The organism is Arenibaculum sp. (genome assembly GCF_035998295.1).
In the GTDB taxonomy this organism is placed as follows: Bacteria; Pseudomonadota; Alphaproteobacteria; order Azospirillales; family Azospirillaceae; genus DASYHS01.
Window position 1 is genome coordinate 32,289 of the sequence record NZ_DASYHS010000024.1, and the last position, 21,587, is coordinate 53,875.

15 protein-coding genes are annotated in these 21,587 nt (G+C 71.9%); 5 read left to right on the forward strand and 10 right to left on the reverse strand.

The features are described 5' to 3' along the window. Positions 1–29: 29 nt before the first annotated feature. Both VGO20_RS02125 and VGO20_RS02130 read left to right on the forward strand, forming a co-directional pair. On the forward strand, positions 30–1,751 hold the full coding sequence (locus tag VGO20_RS02125) for an autotransporter assembly complex protein TamA (protein ID WP_327500628.1): 1,722 nt from the start codon (positions 30–32) through the stop codon (positions 1,749–1,751). A gap of 103 nt (positions 1,752–1,854) precedes the next feature. Next, positions 1,855–6,330 (forward strand): translocation/assembly module TamB domain-containing protein, encoded by a 4,476-nt coding sequence (locus tag VGO20_RS02130; protein WP_327500629.1) that lies wholly within the window; start codon positions 1,855–1,857, stop codon positions 6,328–6,330. A gap of 12 nt (positions 6,331–6,342) precedes the next feature. Here the strand turns inward: VGO20_RS02130 and VGO20_RS02135 are convergent, their stop codons facing one another. Beyond that, positions 6,343–7,398 (reverse strand): hypothetical protein, encoded by a 1,056-nt coding sequence (locus VGO20_RS02135; RefSeq protein WP_327500630.1) that lies wholly within the window; start codon positions 7,396–7,398, stop codon positions 6,343–6,345. 412 nt (positions 7,399–7,810) lie between these two features. After that, entirely contained in the window at positions 7,811–8,491 is a 681-nt protein-coding gene (locus tag VGO20_RS02140) for a hypothetical protein (RefSeq protein WP_327500631.1), read from the reverse strand. Positions 8,492–8,624: 133 nt separating this feature from the next. Between VGO20_RS02140 and VGO20_RS02145 the strand changes: the two genes are divergently transcribed. Then, positions 8,625–9,884 (forward strand): NAD(P)/FAD-dependent oxidoreductase, encoded by a 1,260-nt coding sequence (locus tag VGO20_RS02145; protein WP_327500632.1) that lies wholly within the window; start codon positions 8,625–8,627, stop codon positions 9,882–9,884. Here VGO20_RS02145 and VGO20_RS02150 read toward each other — a convergent pair. The 3 genes from VGO20_RS02150 to VGO20_RS02160 form a co-directional block, all read right to left on the reverse strand. Then, a complete protein-coding gene (locus VGO20_RS02150) occupies positions 9,868–10,101 on the reverse strand; it encodes a hypothetical protein (protein ID WP_327500633.1) in 234 nt (77 codons plus the stop codon). The genes VGO20_RS02145 and VGO20_RS02150 overlap by 17 nt on opposite strands. 172 nt (positions 10,102–10,273) lie before the next feature. Further along, a complete protein-coding gene (locus VGO20_RS02155) occupies positions 10,274–10,687 on the reverse strand; it encodes a septal ring lytic transglycosylase RlpA family protein (protein WP_327500634.1) in 414 nt (137 codons plus the stop codon). A gap of 13 nt (positions 10,688–10,700) precedes the next feature. Further along, positions 10,701–14,657 (reverse strand): PAS domain S-box protein, encoded by a 3,957-nt coding sequence (locus VGO20_RS02160; protein ID WP_327500635.1) that lies wholly within the window; start codon positions 14,655–14,657, stop codon positions 10,701–10,703. Positions 14,658–14,801: 144 nt separating this feature from the next. On the opposite strand from VGO20_RS02160, the gene VGO20_RS02165 reads away from it, so the two are divergent. Next, complete coding sequence (locus VGO20_RS02165) at positions 14,802–15,233, forward strand: OsmC family peroxiredoxin (protein WP_327500636.1); 432 nt, start codon at positions 14,802–14,804, stop codon at positions 15,231–15,233. A gap of 178 nt (positions 15,234–15,411) precedes the next feature. Here VGO20_RS02165 and VGO20_RS02170 read toward each other — a convergent pair whose 3' ends face one another. The 5 genes from VGO20_RS02170 to VGO20_RS02190 form a co-directional block, all read right to left on the reverse strand. After that, positions 15,412–16,200 (reverse strand): ABC transporter ATP-binding protein, encoded by a 789-nt coding sequence (locus VGO20_RS02170; protein ID WP_327500637.1) that lies wholly within the window; start codon positions 16,198–16,200, stop codon positions 15,412–15,414. Then, on the reverse strand, positions 16,197–16,985 hold the full coding sequence (locus VGO20_RS02175; protein ID WP_327500638.1) for an ABC transporter permease: 789 nt from the start codon (positions 16,983–16,985) through the stop codon (positions 16,197–16,199). Before VGO20_RS02175 ends, VGO20_RS02170 begins: the two co-directional genes overlap by 4 nt. A gap of 30 nt (positions 16,986–17,015) precedes the next feature. Beyond that, positions 17,016–18,404, reverse strand: coding sequence for a dihydroorotase (locus tag VGO20_RS02180; RefSeq protein WP_327500639.1), 1,389 nt, complete (start codon positions 18,402–18,404; stop codon positions 17,016–17,018). A gap of 12 nt (positions 18,405–18,416) precedes the next feature. Then, positions 18,417–19,493, reverse strand: a complete 1,077-nt coding sequence (locus VGO20_RS02185; RefSeq protein ID WP_327500640.1) for a CobW family GTP-binding protein — start codon at positions 19,491–19,493, stop codon at positions 18,417–18,419. 91 nt (positions 19,494–19,584) lie between these two features. After that, positions 19,585–20,574, reverse strand: coding sequence for an ABC transporter substrate-binding protein (locus VGO20_RS02190; RefSeq protein ID WP_327500641.1), 990 nt, complete (start codon positions 20,572–20,574; stop codon positions 19,585–19,587). 228 nt (positions 20,575–20,802) lie between these two features. Here VGO20_RS02190 and VGO20_RS02195 point away from each other — a divergent pair, with 228 nt between their 5' ends. Beyond that, complete coding sequence (locus tag VGO20_RS02195) at positions 20,803–21,576, forward strand: IclR family transcriptional regulator (protein ID WP_327500642.1); 774 nt, start codon at positions 20,803–20,805, stop codon at positions 21,574–21,576. Positions 21,577–21,587 lie beyond the last annotated feature (11 nt).

Genomic DNA, 21,587 nt, shown 5'->3' on the forward strand with positions numbered 1-21,587 from the left:
CGGTCTTTGCGCAGGAGGCGGCCTACCGCGTGGATCTGACCGGGATCGACGACTCGGAGCTGCGCGAGCTGATCGAGGAGGCCTCCTCCCTGTTCAGCCTCGCCGACGATCCGCCTCCCAGCCTCGTCGGGCTGCAGCGCCGGATCGAGGCCGACCGCGGCCGCGTCGAGGCGGCGCTCCGCTCGGTCGGCTACTATGCCGGCACCGTCGACGTGGCGGTCGACTCGGCCGCCGATCCCATCGAGGTCCGAATCGCCGTCGAGCCCGGCCCGCGCTACACCTTCGGCGAGGTCGCGGTCGTCGGGCCGGAAGGGCGGCCCCTGGAGGAGGTCACGGTCGAGCGCGACGCGCTCGCGCTGCCGCAGGGCGCGCCGGCGCTCGCGCGCGACGTGGTCGCGGCGCAGTCCCGCCTGGAGGAGCTGGTGGTCGCCCGGGGCTACGCCTTCGCCGAGGTCCCCGACCGCGAGATCGTGGTCGACCATTCGGATCGGACCATGGACGTGACCTTCGTCGTCGCCCCGGGCGACGCCGTCCTGCTCGGGCCCGTGACGATCCGAGGGCTGGAGCGGGTCGACGAGGACCTGGTGCGCGGCCGCATCCCCTGGGATCCCGGCGCCCGCTTCCGCCCGGAGCTGCTGGCGCGAGCGCGCGAGCGCATTTCGGATCTCGGCCCCTTCGCGTCGGTCAGGGTGGACCTGGCCGAGGAGACCGGCGCCGACGGGCTGACGCCGGTCGTGGTGGAGGTCGTCGAGCGGCCGCGCAGGGTGATCGGCGCGGCGGTCGCCTTTTCGACGACGGAGGGGCTGGGCGTCGAGGCGTTCTGGGGCCATCGCAACCTGTTCGGCGGCGGCGAGCAGTTCGACATCTCGGGTTTCGCCAGCGGCATCGGCGTCGATTCCGTCAGCGCGGACGTCGTCGAGGAGACGGATTTCGGGATCGACGTCGAGTTCCGCAAACCCGACGTCTTCGCGGTCGACCAGACCCTGATCGCCAGCCTGGAACTGCTTACCGAGCGGCCGGAGGCCTATGACCGCGAGGCCGTGACCGCGTCCGTCCGGCTGTCGCGGGTGCTGTCCGGAGGGCTGACCGCAGGTTACGGCGTCACCGTCGAGCGGTCCCGCATCCAGGAGGCGGAGCGGTCCACCACGAGCACCCTGTTCGGCGTGCCGCTGTCGGTCGCGTGGGACGTGACGGACGACCTCCTCGACCCGTCCGAAGGCGTGCGCACCGAGCTGCTGACGACCCCGTGGGTCCAGTCCGGCGCCGCCGACGCGCGGTTCCTCGCCAGCCGCTGGACCACGTCCGCCTACCAGAGCTTCCTGGAGGACGATTTGACCCTCGCCGGCCGGGTCTCCTTCGGCAGCATCGCCGGAGCCGAGGTCGAGGAGATCCCCGCCGACAAGCGCTTCTACGCCGGCGGCGGCGGTTCGATCCGGGGCTTCGGCTTCCAGAGGGTCGGGCCGGCCGACGCCTTCGGCGACCCGCGGGGCGGACGCTCGCTGTTCGAGATCGGCGCCGAACTGCGCTACCGCCTGACCGACACCATCGGGATCGTTCCGTTCGTGGACGGCGGCAACGTCTTCGACACGACGCTGCCCAGTTTCGACGAGGAGCTGAAATGGGGGGCCGGCCTGGGTCTGCGCTACTTCACGGGTTTCGGGCCGTTGCGCGCCGACGTCGCCGTTCCGCTCAACCCCGAACCCGGGGACGACCGGTGGGCGCTCTATCTCAGCATCGGGCAGGCGTTCTGAGGGCCGACTCGGGCGATCGCCTCTGGCCTTTTGCACATTCGCGCACGACATGTGTCCCGTCCGCCACCGGCGGAACGGATCCCGGAAGGCGGTGTCGCGCGTAGTGAAGGTACTCAAGGTCATCGTATTCGCCCTGCTCGGGCTGGTGGCGCTGTTCGTCCTGGCCGGTGCGGCGGCGGTGTTCTGGCTCGGCACCGAACCGGGGCGGGGCTGGCTTGCCGCCACGATCGAGGAAGCGGCGAGCGGACCCGGCCAGCGGGTCGAGATCGGCTCGACGCAAGGCTCGCCGTTCGGGACGCTGGTCGTCCGCGACGTCGCGGTCGCGGACGACGAGGGCGTCTGGCTCGCCGTCGACGAAGCCCGGCTTGCCTGGGAGCCGCTGGCGCTGCTTCGCCGGCGCCTCCAGGTCGATGCGATCGAGGTCGGCAGCCTCGATCTGCGCCGCCTGCCGTCCGGACCGGAAGACGAGACCGAGGAGGGCGGGCCTCCCGGCCTGCCGGACCTGCCGGTGACGGTGGCGCTCGACCGGCTCGCCGTCGAGCGCCTGCATCTCGGCAAGGCGGTGCTGGGGACCGAGGACGCGGCGGTCCAGGTCGCCGGGTCGGCGCTGCTCGGCGAGGCGGGGCGCAGCCTCTCGGTCAAGCTGGGGGTCGACCGGATCGACGGCCGCGCCGGGTCGGTGGCGCTCGACGTCCTGCTGGTGCCCGACGAGGATCGCCTCGACCTCGCGCTCTCGGTCGCCGAGCCCGAGGGCGGCATCATCGCGCGGCTGGCCGGACTCCCGGGCCAGCCGCCGGTGACGGCGAGCCTCGACGGCACCGGCACGCTCGCGGACTGGCAGGGCCGCCTGGAGGCGGCCGCCGGCCCCGGCCTCGCGCTCGCCGCCGACCTTTCCGTGGAGCGGGCCGGGGAGCTGGACGGGGAGCAGGGCGGTCACCGCGTCGCCGTTTCGGCGTCGGGCACCGTCGATGCGCTGCTGGCGTCGCTGCCGGACGACGTCCGCGCGGCGGTGGGAGACCGGCCCCGGCTGGACCTGCTCGTCGTGGTGCCCGGGTCGGGACCTCTCGGCATAGAGCGGGCCGAGGTCGAGCTTGCCGCCCTCACGGCTTCCGCCAGCGGTTCCTATGCGGCCGGGAACGCCGCCCTGGACCTGGCCTATGCCGTCGACGTCCGGCCGGAGCCGGCGCTCCAGCGTCTGGCGGGCGACGCTTCCTGGCGGTCGCTCTCGCTCGAAGGCACGCTGACGGGGCCGGTAGACGCGCCGCAGGTGACGGCGACCTTGCGGGCGGAGCAGCCAGCGGTCGCCGGGTTCGCCGCGCGGGAGGCCGTCGCGACGGTACGGGCGGACCCTGTGGATGAGCCCGCGGGATCGGCGGCCTTCGCCGTCCGGACCGACGGCGAGGTGGCCGGGCTCGCCCTTCCCGACCCGGCCCTGGCGCAGGCCTTGGGCGAGACGCTGACCTGGGAGGGATCGGCCGTCGTCGCCCCCGAGGCCGGCACGCTGCGCCTCGAACGCCTGATCGCCGGCACGGCGTCCGGCGATCTCTCGGTGTCGGGCACCGCCGCGCTTTCCGGCGAGAGCGCGGATCTGCGCGTCGTGCTGGATGTGCCGGCGCTCGCCGCGTTCGCACCGCTCCTCGGCGTTCCCCTGGAGGGCGGGGCCGGCCTGACGGCCGAGGTGGCGCTGGCCGGCGGGGCGGTGGAAGCGACGCTCGCGGGTGCTGCGCGCGATCTCGTGACCGGGATACCCCCGGCGGACGCGCTGCTCGGCGGCGCGGTCGATCTCGCGGCCACCGTGGGCGTTTCGCCCGGCGGGGACGTCGCGGTCGAGGGGCTGCGCCTCTCCGCGGACCGCCTGGGCGTGACGGGGCAGGCGACGCTGGCCGGAGGGGATCTGGCGGCGTCCTGGCGGGCCGAGGCCGGCGACCTCGCGGCGCTGGGAGACGCGGTCGGCCAGCCGCTCTCGGGCGGGCTGGTCGTCGAAGGCAGCGCCACCGGCAGCCCCGAGGCGCCGGTCGTGAGCGTGCGGGCGGCGGGCCGCGACCTCGTCGTCGCGGGCACGGCGCTCGGCGCCCCGGTCCTCGACCTGGACGTCCGGGACCTGGCCGCCGGGCCGCGCGGGCGCGCGGAACTGACCGCGGTGGTCGAGGGGCTGCCCCTCCAACTGGCAACCACCTATGCGCTGCGTGACGGCACGCTGGCGCTCGACGGGCTCGAACTGGCGGCCGGGTCGGCCCGGGCGGCCGGCGATCTTGCCGTGGACCTCGCCACCGCGACCGTCGCCGGCCGGCTGGACGGGCAGGTGCCCGATCTCGCGCCGTTCGCGGCGCTGGCGGGGACGGACCTGCGCGGCAGCACCGGGTTCGAGGTCCGGCTCACGGCCCCGCAGGGGCGCCAGTCCGTCGGGATCGTCGCCGGCGTGGACGGGCTGCGGGTGCTCGACGGCGGCGAGCCCAGCTTCCTGGCCGGGCGCCTCGACCTGCGCGCCGAGGTCGCGGACCTGCTCGGCACGCCGGCCGGCAGCGTCGAGGTGGAGGGGACCGATGCGCTCGCCGGAGGGGCCAGCCTCGCGGTCTTCGGCGCCGAGGCCGAGGGCAGCCTGGAGCGTGCGGATTTCCGCGCCTCGGCCGAAGGCGGGGCCGGACAGCCTTTCCAGATCGAGACGGCCGGGACCTTCGCCGCCGGCGGGGAGGCCAGCCGCGTGGCACTCGACCGTTTCCGGGGCATCTACGGCGACGAGCCCTTCGAGCTCGCGCAGCCGGCCGCCCTGGTCTTCGGCGACGGCATCGCGGTGGAGGACCTGCGTCTGCGCAGCGGCGCCGCCGCCCTCGCGGCGGATGCCCGCATCGGTGCCGACGCGCTGGAGGGGCAGATCCGCCTCGACCGGATACCGCTGGATCTCGCGAGGCTCTTCGACCCGACGCTCGGGTTGGACGGGACGCTGGACGGCACGGCGGTCCTCTCCGGCTCTCCGGCCGATCCCAGGGCCGAGGTGGAGGTGCGCCTGTCCGGCGCCGGGGCTGCGGCCGTGCGCGACGCGGGGGTCGAAGGGGTCGACGCCAGGGCGACGGCCCTCTGGCGCGGCGGGGAACTGGCGGTCGAGGGCACGGCGACCACCGAGCGCGAGGGGGTCGACCTGAGTTTCTCGGCGACGGTGCCGCTGGTGATGGACCCGGTGACGCTGGTGCCGGCGGTACCCGACCCGGCGCCGCTGCGCGCCGGGGTCCAGGGACGGGTCGATCTCGCGCGGTTCGACGACCTGCTCGCGGCCACCGGCGACCGCGTCGAGGGGACCCTCGACGTCGACCTGAGCGTGACCGGCACGCTCGGCGAGCCGCAGGTCGGCGGCACCGCTGTCCTCGCCGGCGGCCGTTACGAGAACCAGGCCACCGGGGCGGTCGTCACCGACCTGACGGCGCGTCTGGTCGGCGAGGGCACCCGCCTCGTCCTGTCGGAGTTCTCGGGCCGGACGCCGGGAGGCGGCAACCTGCGCGCCAAGGGCACGATCGACCTCGACCCGGCGGCGGCGCGCCAGATCTCGGTGGAGGTCGTGGCCAATGACGCCCGGCTGTTGCGCACCGACCTCGCGACCGCGTCGGTCAGCGCCGACCTGCTGCTTTCCGGCACCTTCGAGCGCTCGGACCTCGCCGGGAAGATCCGCATCCGGCGCGCGGAGATCCGGGTGCCCGACCGCCTGCCGCCGGGAATCGTCGAGCTGGACGTGGTCGAGGTGAACGGCGAGCGGCCCACGGTGCGGGTGGACGGCCGGCCCCCGATTCCCCGCCGCAAGCCGGGCGGGCCCAACGCCGCCGTCGCCGGCACCGGGGGCGTCGCGCCCGCGCCCGCGGCGGCCGAACCGGGCATGGTGGTCGGCCTGGACGTCGTCGTGTCGGCCGAGAACCAGGTCTTCGTGCGCGGCCGCGGGCTCGACGCCGAACTCGGGGGAGAGCTCCTGCTCGACGGGACGGTCTCCAACCCGAGGATCACCGGCGATCTGGAGATGATCCAGGGCGAGCTCGACCTCCTGGCGCAACGGTTCGAGTTCACCCGCGGCAACATTTCCTTCGTCGGCGACGGCCAGCTGATCCCCCGCCTCGACCTCGCGGCCGAGACGTCGGCGGGCGACGTCAAGGCGATCGTCGCCGTCACGGGGCCGGTGACGGAACCCAACATCGAGCTGTCCTCGCAACCCGCCCTGCCGCAGGACGAGGTCCTGTCGCGCATCCTGTTCGGCAGGGCGACCGGCCAGCTCACGGCCTTCCAGGCGGTCCAGCTCGCCCAGAGCGCGGCGCAGCTCGCCGGGTACGGCGGCGGCCCCGGCATCCTCGACCGGGTCCGCCGTTCGATCGGGGTCGATCGCCTGGAGATCACCAGCGGCGAGGAGGGGGGCGGGCCGACCGGCTTCGGGGCGGGACGCTACCTGTCGGAGGACGTCTATGTCGGCGTCGAGCAGGACGTCCGCGAGGGCGGCACGCGGGCCAAGGTCGAACTGGACGTCACCGACAACGTCCAGGTGGAGGCCGACGTCGGCGGGCGCAAAGGCGGCCGCGTCGGCCTGCGGTTCGAGTGGGAGTACTGACCGCGCGGCGGGTCAGCCGGGTCCCTGCTGACCGGTCGCCTCCCGCTCCGCCAGTTCCCGGATCGCCCTCGCGAGGCCGTCGCGCGCCTCGACCGCCCGCTGGCGGGCGCTGTCGTCGGCCTCGTTGAAGAACACCGTGAAGATGCCGTTGCCGGTCAGGTAGAGCAGCATGGAGACGTTGATCTTGCGGTCGGTGGCCGTGCACGTCGCCTCCGCGGTGCGGATGCCGACCTGCCCGACCTGCGTCGGCTCGGCGGGGACCGCCTCGAACGTCCCCGGGCAGGCCTGCTTCATGGAAGCGAGATACTGCTCCGACAGTTCCGCGATGGTGGCGCCCGGTTCCGTGTCGAACTCGCGCACGCCGCCGAAGACGCCGTCGAACCGCCAGGCATAGTCCGCCGGCCGCTTGTCCTGCGGCATCGCGTCCAGGTTCAGTACCTGCACCTCCGTGAGGCCCGAGCGGGCGAGCACGGCGGCAAGCGACGGAGGCAGCGGCGGGCGGGCCTGTCCTTGTCCAGGTCCCTGTGCCTGCCCCTGTGCCTGCCCGGGCCCCTGTGCGGGGGCGCCGGAGGCGATCCGCTCGGCGCAGGTCTGCAGGTCGGCGAGCGCCTGCGAGGTTCCCTTCAGCGCGAAGATGGCGTCGTCATCGGGGCCGCGCACCGTAAGCCGGCTGCCTCGGCGGAGCTGTTCGTACAGCTCGCCGTCGCGGCCGGTCTGGATCAGGATCATCGACCCGTCGGCGGCGACCGCGTCGAACTGGCGCTCGGTCCCGCCGTCGACCGAGACCTGAACCGGGAACCGGGTGCCCTGGGCGAATTCGGCTCCCGGGACCGAGATGCCGATGTTGGTCTCGCCCTGCGGGTTGCGCGCGAGCACCAGCGCCAGGCCGCTGTCGTACTGGTTCTGGGTCGCGCAATAGGCCGGGCCGCCCGCACCCGGAGGCGTCACCGGCCCGCCGGCCCATTGTCCGACCGGGGCCGGGGGAGCCGAAGTCTGGGCGGCGGCGGCGCCGGCGGCGAGGAGGGCCGTGGTGGCGAGCGCCAGGGCGCGAAGGGAGGTATGGGGCACGGCTCGGGATCCGGCAGAGGTGTCGGGGATGGAGAGTTGGGCGCAGGCTATCGATCGGCCCGCCCCGAGGCAAGGGTTCGAACGAGGCGCCAGGGCTCCGAACGCGGGTCGACGAGAGGGGATATTCGCGGTCAGGCGGGCCTTCAGGCTGCCGGCGCCTTGCGGAGCGGCGGTCGGCCAGCGGGTCGGCCAGCGGGTCGGCCAGCGGACCGGAGGGCAGCGGGGCGCCGAAACGTGCGGGAACGTCATGTTTCGTCACGGTCCCGGCGCGCATCTCCTCCACCGGTTCCGCCCGGACCTCGCCGCGCATTCTTCTGCCGCACCGACCACGGCCGTCCCATCCGACGGACGCGGACGGTATCCGGTTGAGTATTTCCTCTCCCGTTGCACGGGAGAGGGGAATTTCGCGCGATTAGGCGGTCCGGGCGAACTTGCCGGTGGGGACCGGCAGGGGCTGGTCGCGCAGGCGGGTCTTCAGGCTGCCGGAGCCCTGCGGAGCGACGGCGGCCAGCGGGCCGGCCAGCGGGCCGGCCAGCGGACCAGACGGCGCCGGGGCGTCGAGACGTGCGGGAATGTCATGTTTCGTCACGGTCCCGGCGCGCATCTCGCGGCGCAGCTCGTCGCGCATCTCCTCGTGCAGTCCCGCCAGCTCCTTGCGCAGCTCCTTCAACAGTTCCGCCTGGACCTTGCCGCGCAGTTCCTCGCGCAGCTCGTCCCGGACGTCCTCGCGCAGGTCCTCGCGCAGGCGCTCGCGCTCGGCCCGGGTCACGGCGCGGACGGCGCCGACGTCCTTCTCGAAGCGCCACCGGTGGGCCAGCAGGCGGGCGGCGGCGGGGAACCGCCCCTGCTCGACCAGCTTGCCGTACAGCTCGTCGTGCTGCCGGCGCATCTGCTCGACGAGGGCCTCGTGCCGGTTCTCCTCCTCGGCGGACAGCTCGACGAGGCGGGCCCGGACGTCCGCGCGCGCCCACGGCGCCGAACCGGGCGCGCAGCCGGCGCGGCGCGCGGCCTCGGCCAGGGGCGCGCCGCGCGCGGCGATGCGGCAGAACAGTTCGATGCTCGATGCCAGCGGCTGGGCGGCGGTAGCGGCCATGGGGCGTCCTCCTCGTTCCGGTAGAAAGAACAATATGAGAACATATGCCGGCGACAGTCAAGAGGCCGGCATCGGCGATTGCCTGGCGGCGTGCCCCGGCGTATGCAGGGCCGAACGGGCAGGGGAGGGGGAAGTGGCGCAGCCTTCGGTAATCGTCGTCGGGGCCGGAATCGTCGGGATGTCGGCCGCGCTGGCGTTGCGCATGCGCGGCCTGCCGGTCACGGTGGTGGACCGCCAGGCGCCGGGCCATGGGACGTCCTTCGGCAATGCCGGCACCTTCGCGACCTACGAGGTGCAGCCGATCGCGACGCCCGGCATCCTGCGCAACGTCCCGCGCATGCTGCTCGACCCGTCGGGGCCGCTCGCGATCCGGTGGCAGTACCTGCCGAGGCTGCTGCCCTGGCTCGCCCGCTTCGTCGCAGCCTCGGCTCCCTCGACCGTCGAGCGCATCACGCGCGAGCTCGCCTCGCTGACCTCGCGCGCGGACGAGGGCTACCGCCCGCTGTTCGAGGTGGCCGGGGCGACGGACCTGATCCGGCGGGAGGGCGCGCTCTACGTCTACACCCGCACCGGCGCGCAGGACGTCCGGCGCCGGGCCGAGGAGTATCGCAGCCGCGGCGTGTGCGCGGTGCCGCTCGAGCGCGGGGAGCTTGAGGAACTCGAGCCCAACCTGTCGCCGGACTGCATCCGCGGGCTGCTCTACCCGGACGCCTTCCACACCGTGAGCCCGCTGGCGCTGACCGAGCGCTTCGTGCAGGCCTTCCTGGGCCTCGGCGGCACGATCGAGCAGGCGGAGGTCGCGGCGATCGACGCCGCGCCGGACGGCGAACGCGTCGTGCTGCGGGACGGGCGCGTCCTCACGGCCGAGCGCGTCGTCCTCGCGGCCGGCGTCTGGTCCCGGGCACTTGCCGCCGGGGCCGGCGCCCGCGTGCCGCTCGACACCGAGCGCGGCTACCATCTCGTCTTCCCCGGGGCCGGGAACCTGCTGCGGCGCCCGGTCTGCTGGTACGAGCGCGGCTTCTACGTGACGCCGATGGCGGACGGGCTCAGGGTCGCGGGCACGGTCGAGCTGGGCGGGACCGAGGCGCCGGCGCGTGCGGTGCGCCTGCGCGCGCTGGAGCGCGGCGTGCGGGCACTGCTGCCGGTCCAGGGTGCGCCCGCGTCCGAGTGGATGGGCTTCCGCCCCTCGATGCCCGACAGCAAGCCGGTGATCGGGGCGATGCCCGGCCGGCCGTCGGTCATCCACGCCTTCGGCCACGGGCATCTCGGCCTGACGCTCGCCGGGATCACCGGCCGGATCGTCGCCGACCTGGTGACCGGGGCGCCGCCGCCGCTCGACGTCGGCGCCTTCTCCCCGACCCGCTTCGCGCGGCGGGTCAGCGCTGCTGGGTGAGCGGAGCCTGAACCGGGGCCTGCGCCGCGGACTGCACCGGGTCCTGCAGCGCGGACTGCTGCGCCGCCGGTGCCGCGCGATGCGCCTCCAGCCAGCCGGTTATGCCGCTGGCGACCAGGAGCACCACCGTGACGACGAAGAGGCCGTGGATGATGAGCGAGTCGGACGTGACATGCCGGGAAGGCGCTTCGGCCTTTCTTGCGGCCATCATGGTCATGGTACCGGAAACTCCAGGGCGGGTATTTGCGGCTGATAGTAAAACTCTACGACTGATTGCCTAAAGATGGGTTAACGACATGCAAAACTTTGCCGTCGCAAAGAAATGCCGCTGAACTTCCGAAAATTCGATTGAATTTGCAGGGATCTCGGCAGGCGCCCCGGACGCGGCCTCAGCCGTCCTCGTCCGCAGCCGGTTCCGCCTCCACCCGGACGGGCGCCGTCCCGTCCTCGGTCATGTCCAGCCGCTCGGCGGCCGCGCGCGACAGGTCGATGACGCGCCCTTCGACGAAGGGACCGCGGTCGTTGATCTTGACCTCGACCGACTGGCCGTTCTCCAGGTTGGTCACCTTGGCCGTCGTGTCGAGCGGCAGCGACGGATGGGCGGCCGTCAGCCGGTTCTGGCGCATCGGCTCGCCGCTCGCGGTCGGCCGGCCTTCGAACCCCGGCCCGTACCAGGAGGCGGTTCCGGTCTCGACATGGGGCTCTTCCTCCGCCTGCGCCGGGGAGGCGGCCAGGAGGGCGAAGGCGGCGAGAAGGGCGGCTTGGACGGGGGCTTGGATGGAGGGCGTGCGTTTGCGCGGCATCGTCGTCGGGCTCCTAGTCGGTTTCGGCGACGGATGCCAACAATCCTCCCGCCACTTCGTCCCGCCGCGTCGGCGCCGTGCCGTCCCGCACCCGGGCGATCACCGCCCGCAGGTCGGTGGCCGTGAACGGCTTCTCCAGGACCGGGAGCGCCGCCCCGCTGAGGAAGCCCTTGACCGACACGCTGAGCGTGTCGCCGGTGATGAAGACGAAGCGGCCGGCGAGATCCGGCCATTTCGCCTCGACCCGGCGGTGCAGGTTCGGTCCGTCGAGCTCCGGCATGCGCAGGTCGCTGACGATCACGTCGTAGCGGCTGCCGGCCTCGATCCTTTCCAGCGCGTCCATGCCGTTCTCGGCGATGTCGATCCGGTGCCCGTCCGGCTCCAGCGCCTCGGCCAGCATCAGGGCGATCTCGGGCTCGTCGTCCACGATCATGATGCGCAGCGCCGCCGCCGCCGCCGCGCCGGTGGGGATGCTCGCCGGCACCGGGAGGGGCAGGGGCTGCGGCGCCTCGCGCGCGATCACCGGCAGGCGGACGACCAGCGTGGCGCCCCCGCCCGGCGTGTCCGCGACGGCGATGGTGCCGCCATGGGCATCGACGATGTTGTGGCAGATGCTGAGCCCGACCCCGGTGCCGATCCCGGCCGGCTTGGTGGTGAAGAAGGGCTCGAAGATCCGGTTGCGGATATCGGCCGGCACGCCGGGGCCGTTGTCCGCGACCTCGAGCACGGCGGTCGACGTCGCCGGCTCGTACCGGGTCGCGACGAGCAGCCTTCGCCCCGAGCGCCGTTCCGACAGCGCCTGGCGCGCGTTGACCACGAGGTTGGTGACGACCTGGTTCAACTGGTCGCCGTCGGCCCACAGGGTCGGCAGGTCCGTCGCCAGGTCGAGCGCGACCTCGACGCCGTCGGCCCGGAGCGCGTAGGCCACCAGTTCGAGCGAGGCGTCGACGATGTCGTTGAAGTTCACGTCGGTACGCTCGGGCGGCCGCCGCCGCGCGAGCGCCAGGAAGGTCTTGACGATGCGCGCGCAACGGTCCGCGGCCTTGTGGATCTTGGTCGCGCGGTTCCTGGTCCGCTCGTCGGGCGCCATGTCCTCCATCAGCACGGACTGGCCGACCACGACCGACAGCGGGTTGTTCAGCTCGTGCGCGACGCCGGCGAGCAGGGAACCCAGGGCCGCCAGCTTCTCGGACTGGAGCAGGGCTTCGCGCTGGCGCGCGATCTCGCGTTCCGCCTCCTCCCGGAAGGTCAGGTCGTAGAGGCCGCTGACCGCCGCCGCATAGCCTTCGTACTCGATGATGCGGGCGGAGACGGCGGCGGGGAACGTCGTGCCGTCCCAGCGCCGCAGCGTGATCTCCATCATCTCGACGCCGCCGTTGGCGCGCAGCCGGTCGATGAAGCGGTGGCGCTGGTCTTGGTCCGGGTAGAAGTCGGCGGCGCGGCACTGCAGCAGGACGGGGAGCGGCGCGCCGAGCAGGTCCGCCGTGCGCGGGCTCGCATAGAGGATGCGGCTGCCGTCCAGCGTCGTGATCACGACCGGGACGGGATGCGCCTCGGTGATGCCGCGGAAGCGGGCCTCGCTCGCGCGCAGCGCCTCCTCCGAGCGTTTGCGCTCGGTGATGTCGCTGAACAGCGTCACCGTGCCGCCGCCGCGCATCGGGCGGCGCCACAGCTCGATCACCCGCCCGTCGGGCCGCACCTCCTCGCGGCGCATCTCGTCGCGCGCCCGGTACTGGGCGAGCTGCTCGGCCAGCAGCGCCTCGCGGTCGCTGCCCGGGAAGTCCCCCCGGTCGAGGCGCCGGCGCAGCAGCGTCTCGACCGGCGTCCCGGGCTGGGTGACCTCGCGCGGCAGGCCGTACATCTCCAGGAAACGGTCGTTGGCGAGGCGCAGGTTGAGGTCGGCGTCGACGACGCTGATGCCCTGGGCGATGCTGGAGAGCACCGTCTCGAGGAAGCGCGTCTTCTCGGCCAGTTCCCGCTGGCTCTCGTGCAAGGCCTCCTCCGCGCGCCGGCGCTCGGTGATGTCGCGCACGAAGGCCGAGAACACGGTGTCGCCGGCGCTCGTCACCTCGATGATCGCGAGCTCCACCGGGAACACCGTGCCGTCGCGCCGCACCGCCTCGATCTCGAACCGCCGGCCGATCAGGCGCGGCCCGCCGCTGGAGCGGTAGCGGCGCATGCCCTCGCGGTGGCGTTCGCGCAGGTGGCGGGGAATGATGACGTCGGCGAGCGAGCGGCCGAGCACCTCGCCCCGCGAATAGCCGAAGGTCCGTTCGGCGGCTGGGTTGAACTCGATGATGCGCCCTTCGGCGTCGGACGAGATGATGCAGTCCAGCGAGGAGTTGAGGATCGCGGACTTCAGGTTCTCCGAGGTGCGCAGGGACGATTCCGCGCGCTTGGCCTCCGTGATGTCGCCGGTCGACCCGGCAAGCCGGACGACGCCGTTGCTGGCCCGGTCGCGCACCGCGGCGCCGGTCGTGCGCACCCAGCGCAGCACCCCGTCCGGGCAGATGATCCGGTAGTCGAGCGCGATCGTCCGCGACTGGCCGGCGAGGAAGGCGCGGAACTCCGCGGCGACCCGTTCCGTGTCGCCGGGGTGCAGCAGGCCGGACCAGAAGGGCTGTTCCGAGGAGGTCGCGCGCGGCGGCGGGCCGAACAGCTCCGCCATCCGGGGCGAGAAGTACAGCGTCCCGCGCGTCAGGTCCCAGTCGTAGAGGCCGGCGCTCGTCCCGTCGGCGGCGAGGGAGAACCGCTCGTTCGACAGCCGCAGCGCGCGCTCCTTCTCCTCCTGGCGGCTCTTGAACTGGCCGGCGATGCCGACCGCGAACACGATCGCGGACAGCCCGGCGCCGATGTGGAACAGGTTCGTGGTGACCGGCGTCGCCTCCAGCAGGCCCGCCTCGACCAGGCTGCCCAGCAGGGCGCCGGCCATCAGCGCCAGCAGCGCCGCCAGATAGACCACCGCGCCGTCGACGCGGGCCCGCAGCGCCCCGACCGCGGCGGCGAGGAACAGCGTCGCGACCAGGGCCGAGGCATAGGGCATCACCGCGGCGATCGCGCCGACGTCCACCGCCGCCAGCAGCGGCAGCGCGCCGAAGCCAACGGTCATCAGGCGCAGCACGAAGCCCAGTTCGGGCAGATGGTCCTCGACCTTGAGGAAGTCCCGGGTGAAGGAGATGCCGCAGACGATCGCGGCCAGGATCGCGACCTGCCCGGAATAGACGTTCCACCACGGGATGTCGGGCCATACCAGCTCGGCCAGGAAGCCGGTCTGGGAGCCGATGTACCAGGCGACCGACAGCTCGGTCAGGATCAGCCAGCCCTGGCTGCTCTCGCGCATCACCCGCCAGATGAAGAACAGGTAGATGCAGACCGTGAGCAGGATGCCGAACAGCATCCCGAACAGGAGCTGCTCGATCCGGTCCGTCCGGTAGAGCGATTCCACCGACTGCAGCGCCAGCGGCAGGGCGATGGCGTCGCGGTTCTCGATCCGCACGTAGACCGGGACCTCGGGGCCGGGCGGCAGGACCACCGGGAAGACCCAGTAGCGGTGGTCGAGGCGCGAGGAGTTGCCGGCCGAGAGCAGGCCGCCATGGCTGCTGGTCCAGCCGCCGCCGGGGCGGGGAACGTAGACCGAGATGCGGTCGACGACCGCCTGGCGGTAGACCAGGTACCAGGTCCGGGCGGGGCCGGTGACGTTGTCGAATTCAAGCCTGACCCACACCGCGGCGCCCTCGGGCCCGGGGCTGCGCGCCCCGGTGCCGGCCGGCTCGAAGCGCGAGGCCCAGGGCTCGCCGGTCACTTCGGACAGGTCGAGGCTCCCCGCCGGGTCGTCGAGCACCTGCAGGGCCCGGCCGAGCGGGTAGCTGTCCGCCTCGTGGTCGAGGACGACCGGATGGGCGAAGCCGCCGCCCGCCGGCAGGAGGGCGAGGACCGCCGCCACGATCATCGATCGAATGATTGCCGCCACGTTCCCATCCCGAACGGTTGCGGTGGTCTCGTATTGCCGCCGCGCAGTCCGACTTTGGCACAGGCCGCAATCGAAACGCGAGGGCAACGCTCGGGCGTCCCGGCTGTTTGCCGTTCCGTGGCAATCGTGATGCGGGAGGGTGGCATGCCAGCAAGAACGGCACAGGCGGAATGGCGGGGCGACCTGCGCGGCGGCAACGGCCGGGTGCGGACCGGCAGCGGCGCGATCGACCGGGACTATTCCTTCGTCTCGCGCTTCGAGGACGGGAGCGGCACCAACCCCGAGGAACTGCTCGCCGCCGCCCATGCGGCCTGCTTCTCGATGGCGCTGTCGCACGGCCTCGCCCAGGCGGGCCACGCGCCGACCCGGGTCGCGACCACGGCCAGGGCCTATCTCGACAAGGTCGCCGACGGCTTCGCCGTGACCCGCATCGAGCTGGAATGCGAGGCCGAGGTGCCGGGCATCGCCGAGGACGAATTCCGCAGCCAGGCCGACGCCGCCAAGACCGGGTGTCCGATCTCGAAGGCGCTCGCCGCGACCGAGATCAGGCTGACCGCGCGCCTCGTCGGGGGGTGATCGGAGGGACCGGCCGCCGCCCGCCCGTGCGGAGCCAGAGCGTTTCCGGATGAACCGGAAACGCTCTGGGATTTCGTGTTCCTCAAGCACCGGCGCCGCTCCGCGGCTCGGCTTGCGCCCCTGGCGGGGCGGGGGCGCGGTCGCGCCCCTTGGCGTTTCCGGATGAACCGGAAACGCTCTAGGTGCGGGCGGAGGCCCGGACCTCCTGCTCGATCAGCTTCCAGATCTCGTCGACCAGCCCGACGAATTGCGGAGCGCGCTTCAGGTCCAGGTCGCGCGGACGGGGCAGGGGGATGGGCAGCCGCCGGCGGACGGTGCCCGGCCGCGCGCTGAACACGATCACTTCGTCCGACAGGAAGACCGCCTCGTCGATCTGGTGGGTGATCAGGAGCACGGTCTTGCCGCTTTCCTGCCAGATGCGCAGCAGCTCCGTCTGCATGATCTCGCGCGTCTGCGCGTCGAGTGCCGCGAACGGCTCGTCGAGCAGCAGGATGTCGGGGTCGACGGCGAGGCCGCGGGCGACGTTCACGCGCTGGCGCATGCCTCCCGAAAGCTGGTGCGGGTAGTGGTTCTCGAAGCCGGCCAATCCCGCGAGTTCGATAAAGCGCCGTCCGGTCCGCGAGGCCTCCTTCCACTTCACGCCGGCGAGCGTCAGGCCGTAGGCGACGTTCTCGATGACGGTCTTCCAGGGCAGCAGCGAGTCGTTCTGGAAGACGACGGCGCGGTCCGGGCCGGGGCGGGTGACGACCTTGCCGTTGACGCAGACGGTGCCGCCGGTGGGAGGCAGGAGGCCGTCGATGATGCGCAGGAGCGTCGACTTGCCGCTGCCGCTGGCGCCCACGATCGAGATGAAGGCGCCGCGCGGGACCTTGATGTCGATGTCGCGCAGGGCGACGAGCTCCGCCTGCCCGGCACGCTTGAAGGTCTTGCTTACGCCCGCGACCTCCAGGATGTAGTCGGTCGTCATTCCTTCCTCCAGGGCGCGAGCCGCTCTTCGACGGATTGGAAGACCATGGAGCCGAAGAGGCCCATGGCGCCGAGAACGATCACGTAGGCGAGCAGCGTCGCGGTGTCGAAGGTCTGCCCGGCCGCCATGACGGCGAAGCCGAAGCCCGCGAAGGAGCCGAAGAATTCGGCCACCACGATGCCGACCAGCGCCCGCGCCCAAGCCACGCGGACGCCGCTCACGATGAAGGGCAGGGCGTAGGGGAAGGTCACCGTCGTGAAGATCTGCCAGGATGTGGCGTTGAACGAGCGGGCCGCCTCGATCAGGTTCTTGTCGGCGGCGCGCAGGCCCGCCTCGGTCGTGACGACCACGGGAAAGACCGCGACCAGTAGCACCAGCACGAATTTCGACGAGAAGCCGAGCCCGAGCCAGGCGACGAACAGCGGCGCCAGCGCGATGATCGGGACGGAGTTGAGGGCGGACAGCAGCGGCCCGCCCATCAGGGAGAGGACGCGGCTCGAGGCCAGCGCCAAGCCGATCGCCACGCCGATCGCCACCGCCGCCGGAAACGACGTGCCCACCGCCGTGACCGTCGCGACGGCGTTGGTCCACATCGCGCCGGTCCTCACCTCCTCGAGGAAGGCCTCGGCGACGTCCAGCGGCGGCACCAGCAGCATGCGGTTGGTGACGAAGGTCGCCGTCAGCAATTGCCAGACCAGGAGGATGAAGGCGGTGGACAGGAGGACGCGGGACAGTCCCGCGCCCCGCGTGTCGCGATTGAGGTAGTCGTAGAACCGCTGCCACATGGCGCTCACCTTCCCGACCGGCCGGCCCGATCAACCGGCATAGGCGGCGACGGCCTGGCGCCCGTAGCCCCGCTCGCCGACCACCTTGCCGTCCACGTAGACGGTCCTGCCGCGCACGATCGTGCGCATGACCTGGCCCTTGAGCCTGCGGCCGGCATAGGGGCTCCACCCGCACAGGCTGAGGACGTCCTCGTTGCGGATTTCGAATTCCCGGTCGAGGTCGGCCAGGACCAGGTCGGCATGGCAGCCCGGCGCGATGCGCCCCTTCCCCTGGACGCCGAAGATCCGTGCCGGTCCGGTCGAGCACGCCTCGACCACGCGCGAGAGCGGGATCCGGCCCTCCGACGCGGCGTTCAGCAGCATGGAGAGATAGAACTGCGTGGACGGGGTTCCGGTATGGGCCTTCCAGCCGTCGGTCCAGCCGATCTCCTTCTCCTCCGCGAGATGCGGGGCGTGGTCGGTGGCCACGATGTCGATCGTACCGTTGTTCAGGCCTTCCCACAGCCCGGGAACGTTCTTCTCGGGGACCCAGTAGGACAGCGCGTAGGAGCCGAGGCGCTGGATCGCGGACCAGTCGCATCCCAGGAACAGGGCCCATGGATTGATCTCGCAGGTCACCTTCTGCCCGCGCGCCTTCGCCTCGCGGATGAGCTGGACGCTGCCCGCGGTCTGGGTATGGAGGATGTGCAGATGGCATCCCGCGGCCTGCTGGAGCCGCAGCAGCGTCGCGATGGCGGTCTCCCAGATCATCCCGTCATGGGCCGCGTAGGCCTTGGCGTAGGCCAGCGCGTCCCGCTCGCCGCGGGCCCAGAACTCCTGCTCGATGATGTCCATCAGCGCCTGGTCGTGCGGATGCACCATCAGCGGGACGTTGGCCTTGGCGCAGGCCTGCATGATCGCGAAGATCCTGCCGTGGTCATGCACGCCGATCCCCGGCATGTGCGGATAGTTGCGCCCGGTGTCGACGACCATGAAGAACTTGAAGGCCGCGATGCCCTGCTGCGCCAGGGCCGGCACTTCCTCCAGGATCGTGGGCGCCGGATTGAAGTTCCAGTCCACGACCGCGTCGCGCTCGTAGATGGCGAACTGCTTGCGCAGGAGGTCGAGCGTGTTGGGCGGGGGGGTCACGTTGGGCATCGCGACGCTGGTCGTCACGCCGCCCGCCGCGCATTGCAGGGTGGAGGTGTGGATCGTGTCCTTGTACTCGAAGCCCGGCTGCGTGCCTTCGCGATGATGGGAATGCATGTCGATGGCGCCCGGCAGGACGGCCAGCCCCGACGCGTCGATGATCGTGCCGGCACCGGCGGGCTCGTCGCCCGGCTCGTAGATGGCCGCGATCAGCCCGTCCTCGATGCCGATGGAACCGCGGAACCGGCCCTCGGCGGTGACGATGGTGCCGTTCTTGATCAGCGTGTCCAAGACTGTAGCTCCTCAGATGGCAAGCGATGCGGAGGGCGCGCGGCTGCGCGCGCTCCTGATGACGTCGAACACTTCGCGCACGAACGGTTCCGGAATGCCGCGCGTGATGAAGACGATGCGGCTCCGGCGCCATCCGCGCGGCCATGCGTCGAGAGCGAAGGGCGGATGGAAGAGTTTCTGGACCGCCTGGACCACGATCGGCTCGCCGCGCCCCTCGACGTCCAGGATGCCCTTGATGCGGAGCATGTCCTCGCCGTGGGCGATGACCAGGGCGTCCAGCCACGCCGCCACTTCCTGCCAGACCAGCGGTTCGTCGAAGGTCAGGCAGAAGCTGGAGATCGCGGCGTCGTGGCGGGCATGGTGGTCGTGCGCGTCGGGGCCGTCCCCGTCCCCGGGCCCGTCCCCGGGCCCGTGCCGTGGGAAGGCGTCGGCCCGCAGCCAGGCCTGCGCGGCCTGCGCGCCGGCGGCGCCGTCATGCACGCCGCCATGGACCAGCGCGGCGGGGTCAGGCGGTGCGCCGGGTGCCGCTTCGAGCAGGGAGGCGCCGGGGTTCAGGGAGCGCAGGCGGGCGGCGAGGTCGGCGAACCCCCCGGGCGCAAGGTCGGTCTTGGTGACGACGATCGCGTCGGCGACCGCGGCCTGCTTGACGGCTTCGGCGTGCCGATCGAGCGTGGCGAGGCCCTGGGGCGCCTCGACGGCCGTGACGATGCAGTCCAGCCGGTAGTCCCGGGCCACCGGCATGGTCATCAGGGCCTGGATGACGGGCGCCGGGTCGGCGAGGCCCGTGGTTTCGATGACGACCCGCGAAAGGGTCCGGATGTCGCCCCGCCGCTGCCTCAGGACCAGATCCTGGAGGGTTTCGACGAGGTCGCCCCGCACCGTGCAGCACAGGCATCCGGTCGTCAGCTCTATCGTGCTCTCGTCGCTCGCCGCTATGAGGTCGCCGTCGATGCCGATGTCGCCGAACTCGTTGACGATCACCGCGGCGTCGGCGAGGCTCGGCGTCCTGAGCCATTGATTGAGCAAGGTCGTCTTGCCGCTGCCCAGGAACCCGGTCAGCAGCAGGATCGGCGTGCGGGAGCCAGTCATCGCCAGATTTCCCGGATGGGTTGTTCGTTCATGATGGGCGGGCGTGATGGGGGGAAGCGTGGCGCGGGACCCTCGTCCCGCGCGCTTCGCCTCACCGGCCGGCGAGATAGCCGGGGTCGTAGTACTTGGAGACGTCCAGCGTCGGGGCGGGCTCGCCCGTGAGCGCGGCGTCGATGTCGACGATGTTCTGCAGCGCGGCGTCCGGCATTTCCAGGTTGCGGCCGATCGCCTGCTGTTCCTCGATGATGAACCGGTACGAGGCTTCCGCCACGTCGGGTTCCACGCCCGTATAGTCGGCGAGGATCGCGACGGCCTTCTCCCGGTTGGCGGGCTCGTAGATCCAGTTGGACGCTTCCTGGAGCGCCTGGGTCAGGTCCGCGGCCGTGTCCGGATTTTGGGCGGCCCAGTCCTTGTTGAGGATCAGTGGGGTCTGCACGTAGGGCTCGGTGTAGACGTCGAGCACCGCCATGCCGTCGTTCATGGCGATGGTGTCGAAGGGGGCGATCAGCAGCGCCCCTGACACCTGGCCGTTGCCGAGCGCGACCACGCGGTCCCGGGAGTTGGTCAGCGCCACCATCTGCACGTCGCCCGCCTTCACCCCGGCCTTCTGCAGCTGGTAGAGCAGCAGGTTCGCCGTGCCGCCGGTGACGCCGCCCGCGGTGACGACCTTGCCCGACAGGTCCGCCGCACTGTCGATGCCCGGCCCGCCGACGAGCCGGAGAATGGTCTTCTCCAGGATGGCGCCGCTGATGACGATCGGCGCGCCCTGATCGACGGCGCGGACGACGAGATCGCCGAGGGAGACGCCGGCTTCCACGCTGCCCGAGGCCACCGCCTGGAGGAGGGCCGGGCTGCTGGCGGCGCGCAGTTCCTCGATCTCGAGCCCGCGCTCGGCGTAGAAGCCCTGGTCCTCGGCGATCGCGTGCAGCCAGAGCAGCGCGCTGGGCGCCAGCATGGCGACCCGGACGGTCTCCGTCTTGGTGGGTTGGGCCTGGGCGGGCTGGGCCGTGGCGGCAAAAGCTCCTGCCGTGATCGCGGTGGCGAGGCTCAGCCGCGCGGCGACGGTGCGGAAAGTCTTCATGGCGCATTCCCCGATGGTTTTCGCTGCGTCCAAGAGCGCCCACCACGGGGCATGGCCCTCCGTCCGACGCAGGGGAAAAGCTACAGCCCCCTGCCGCTCTGTCAACATAAATTCCCAAATAATGCGAAAAGCGCATATGCGCGACATATTGGAAATGGTGTGAATTCGTGATGCTTGCCAATGCGGGTGCAATTGGCTACACGATCCGGACGGATCGGGAGGTGATCGATGACGGTACCCAGCCGGGTAATCGCCATTCTGCAGCTGTATCTCGGGGAGCGGCGGGTATGGACCGCCGAAGCCATGGGGCGGGCGCTGGACGTGTCGACGAGCACGGCGTACCGCTACGTCAAGGAGCTGTGCGCCGCGGGCTTCCTGGACCCGGTCACCGGCGCCGGCTATGCGCTCGGTCCCGCCATCATCCAGTACGACTATTTCCTGCGGACGGCGGATCCCGTGATCCAGCATGCGATCCCCGGCATGCGCAAGCTCATCACCCTGTCCGATCCCAGGGTCGACGTCATCCTGTGCCGCCGCTTCAAGGACCGCGTCCTATGCGTCCATCAGGAGAACGGCCCCGAACCGCATCCGCCCACGACCTATGCGCGCGGCGTCGCCATGCCCCTGTTCCTGGGCGCCACGTCGAAGGTGATCCTGGCCAACCTGCCGGAGCGCGGGTTGAAGCGGTTCTACCTCGACAACGAGGAGCAGATCCGCGCGTCGGGCCGCGTCCGGACCTGGAAGGAGTTCAAGGAAGAGCTCAAGAAGGTCCGGCGTACCGGATACTGCCTGACGGTCTCCGAGGTCGCCCCGGAGAGGGCGGGGCTGGCGGCGCCGATCTTCCGGGACGACCAGGTGATCGCCTCGATCAGCATCGTCACGCAGAGCCACGTCTTCGAGGAGATCAGGAAGAGCGCCGACATAATCCCGGAAATCCTGGGCGTGGCTCGCGAGATCAGCGAGAGCCTGGACGACACCGTGGCGGAGGTGGCGCGAAGCTGACCGCCGCGGCG

Bases quoted from the DNA above. Each gene is read 5' to 3' on its own strand.
- VGO20_RS02175 (WP_327500638.1), bottom strand. From the start codon at position 16,985: ATGTGGCAGCGGTTCTACGACTACCTCAATCGCGACACGCGGGGCGCG.
- VGO20_RS02195 (WP_327500642.1), top strand. From the start codon at position 20,803: ATGACGGTACCCAGCCGGGTAATCGCCATTCTGCAGCTGTATCTCGGG.
- VGO20_RS02140 (WP_327500631.1), bottom strand. From the start codon at position 8,491: ATGGCCGCTACCGCCGCCCAGCCGCTGGCATCGAGCATCGAACTGTTC.
- VGO20_RS02190 (WP_327500641.1), bottom strand. From the start codon at position 20,574: ATGAAGACTTTCCGCACCGTCGCCGCGCGGCTGAGCCTCGCCACCGCG.
- VGO20_RS02165 (WP_327500636.1), top strand. From the start codon at position 14,802: ATGCCAGCAAGAACGGCACAGGCGGAATGGCGGGGCGACCTGCGCGGC.
- VGO20_RS02170 (WP_327500637.1), bottom strand. From the start codon at position 16,200: ATGACGACCGACTACATCCTGGAGGTCGCGGGCGTAAGCAAGACCTTC.
- VGO20_RS02185 (WP_327500640.1), bottom strand. From the start codon at position 19,493: ATGACTGGCTCCCGCACGCCGATCCTGCTGCTGACCGGGTTCCTGGGC.
- VGO20_RS02150 (WP_327500633.1), bottom strand. From the start codon at position 10,101: ATGACCATGATGGCCGCAAGAAAGGCCGAAGCGCCTTCCCGGCATGTC.
- VGO20_RS02155 (WP_327500634.1), bottom strand. From the start codon at position 10,687: ATGCCGCGCAAACGCACGCCCTCCATCCAAGCCCCCGTCCAAGCCGCC.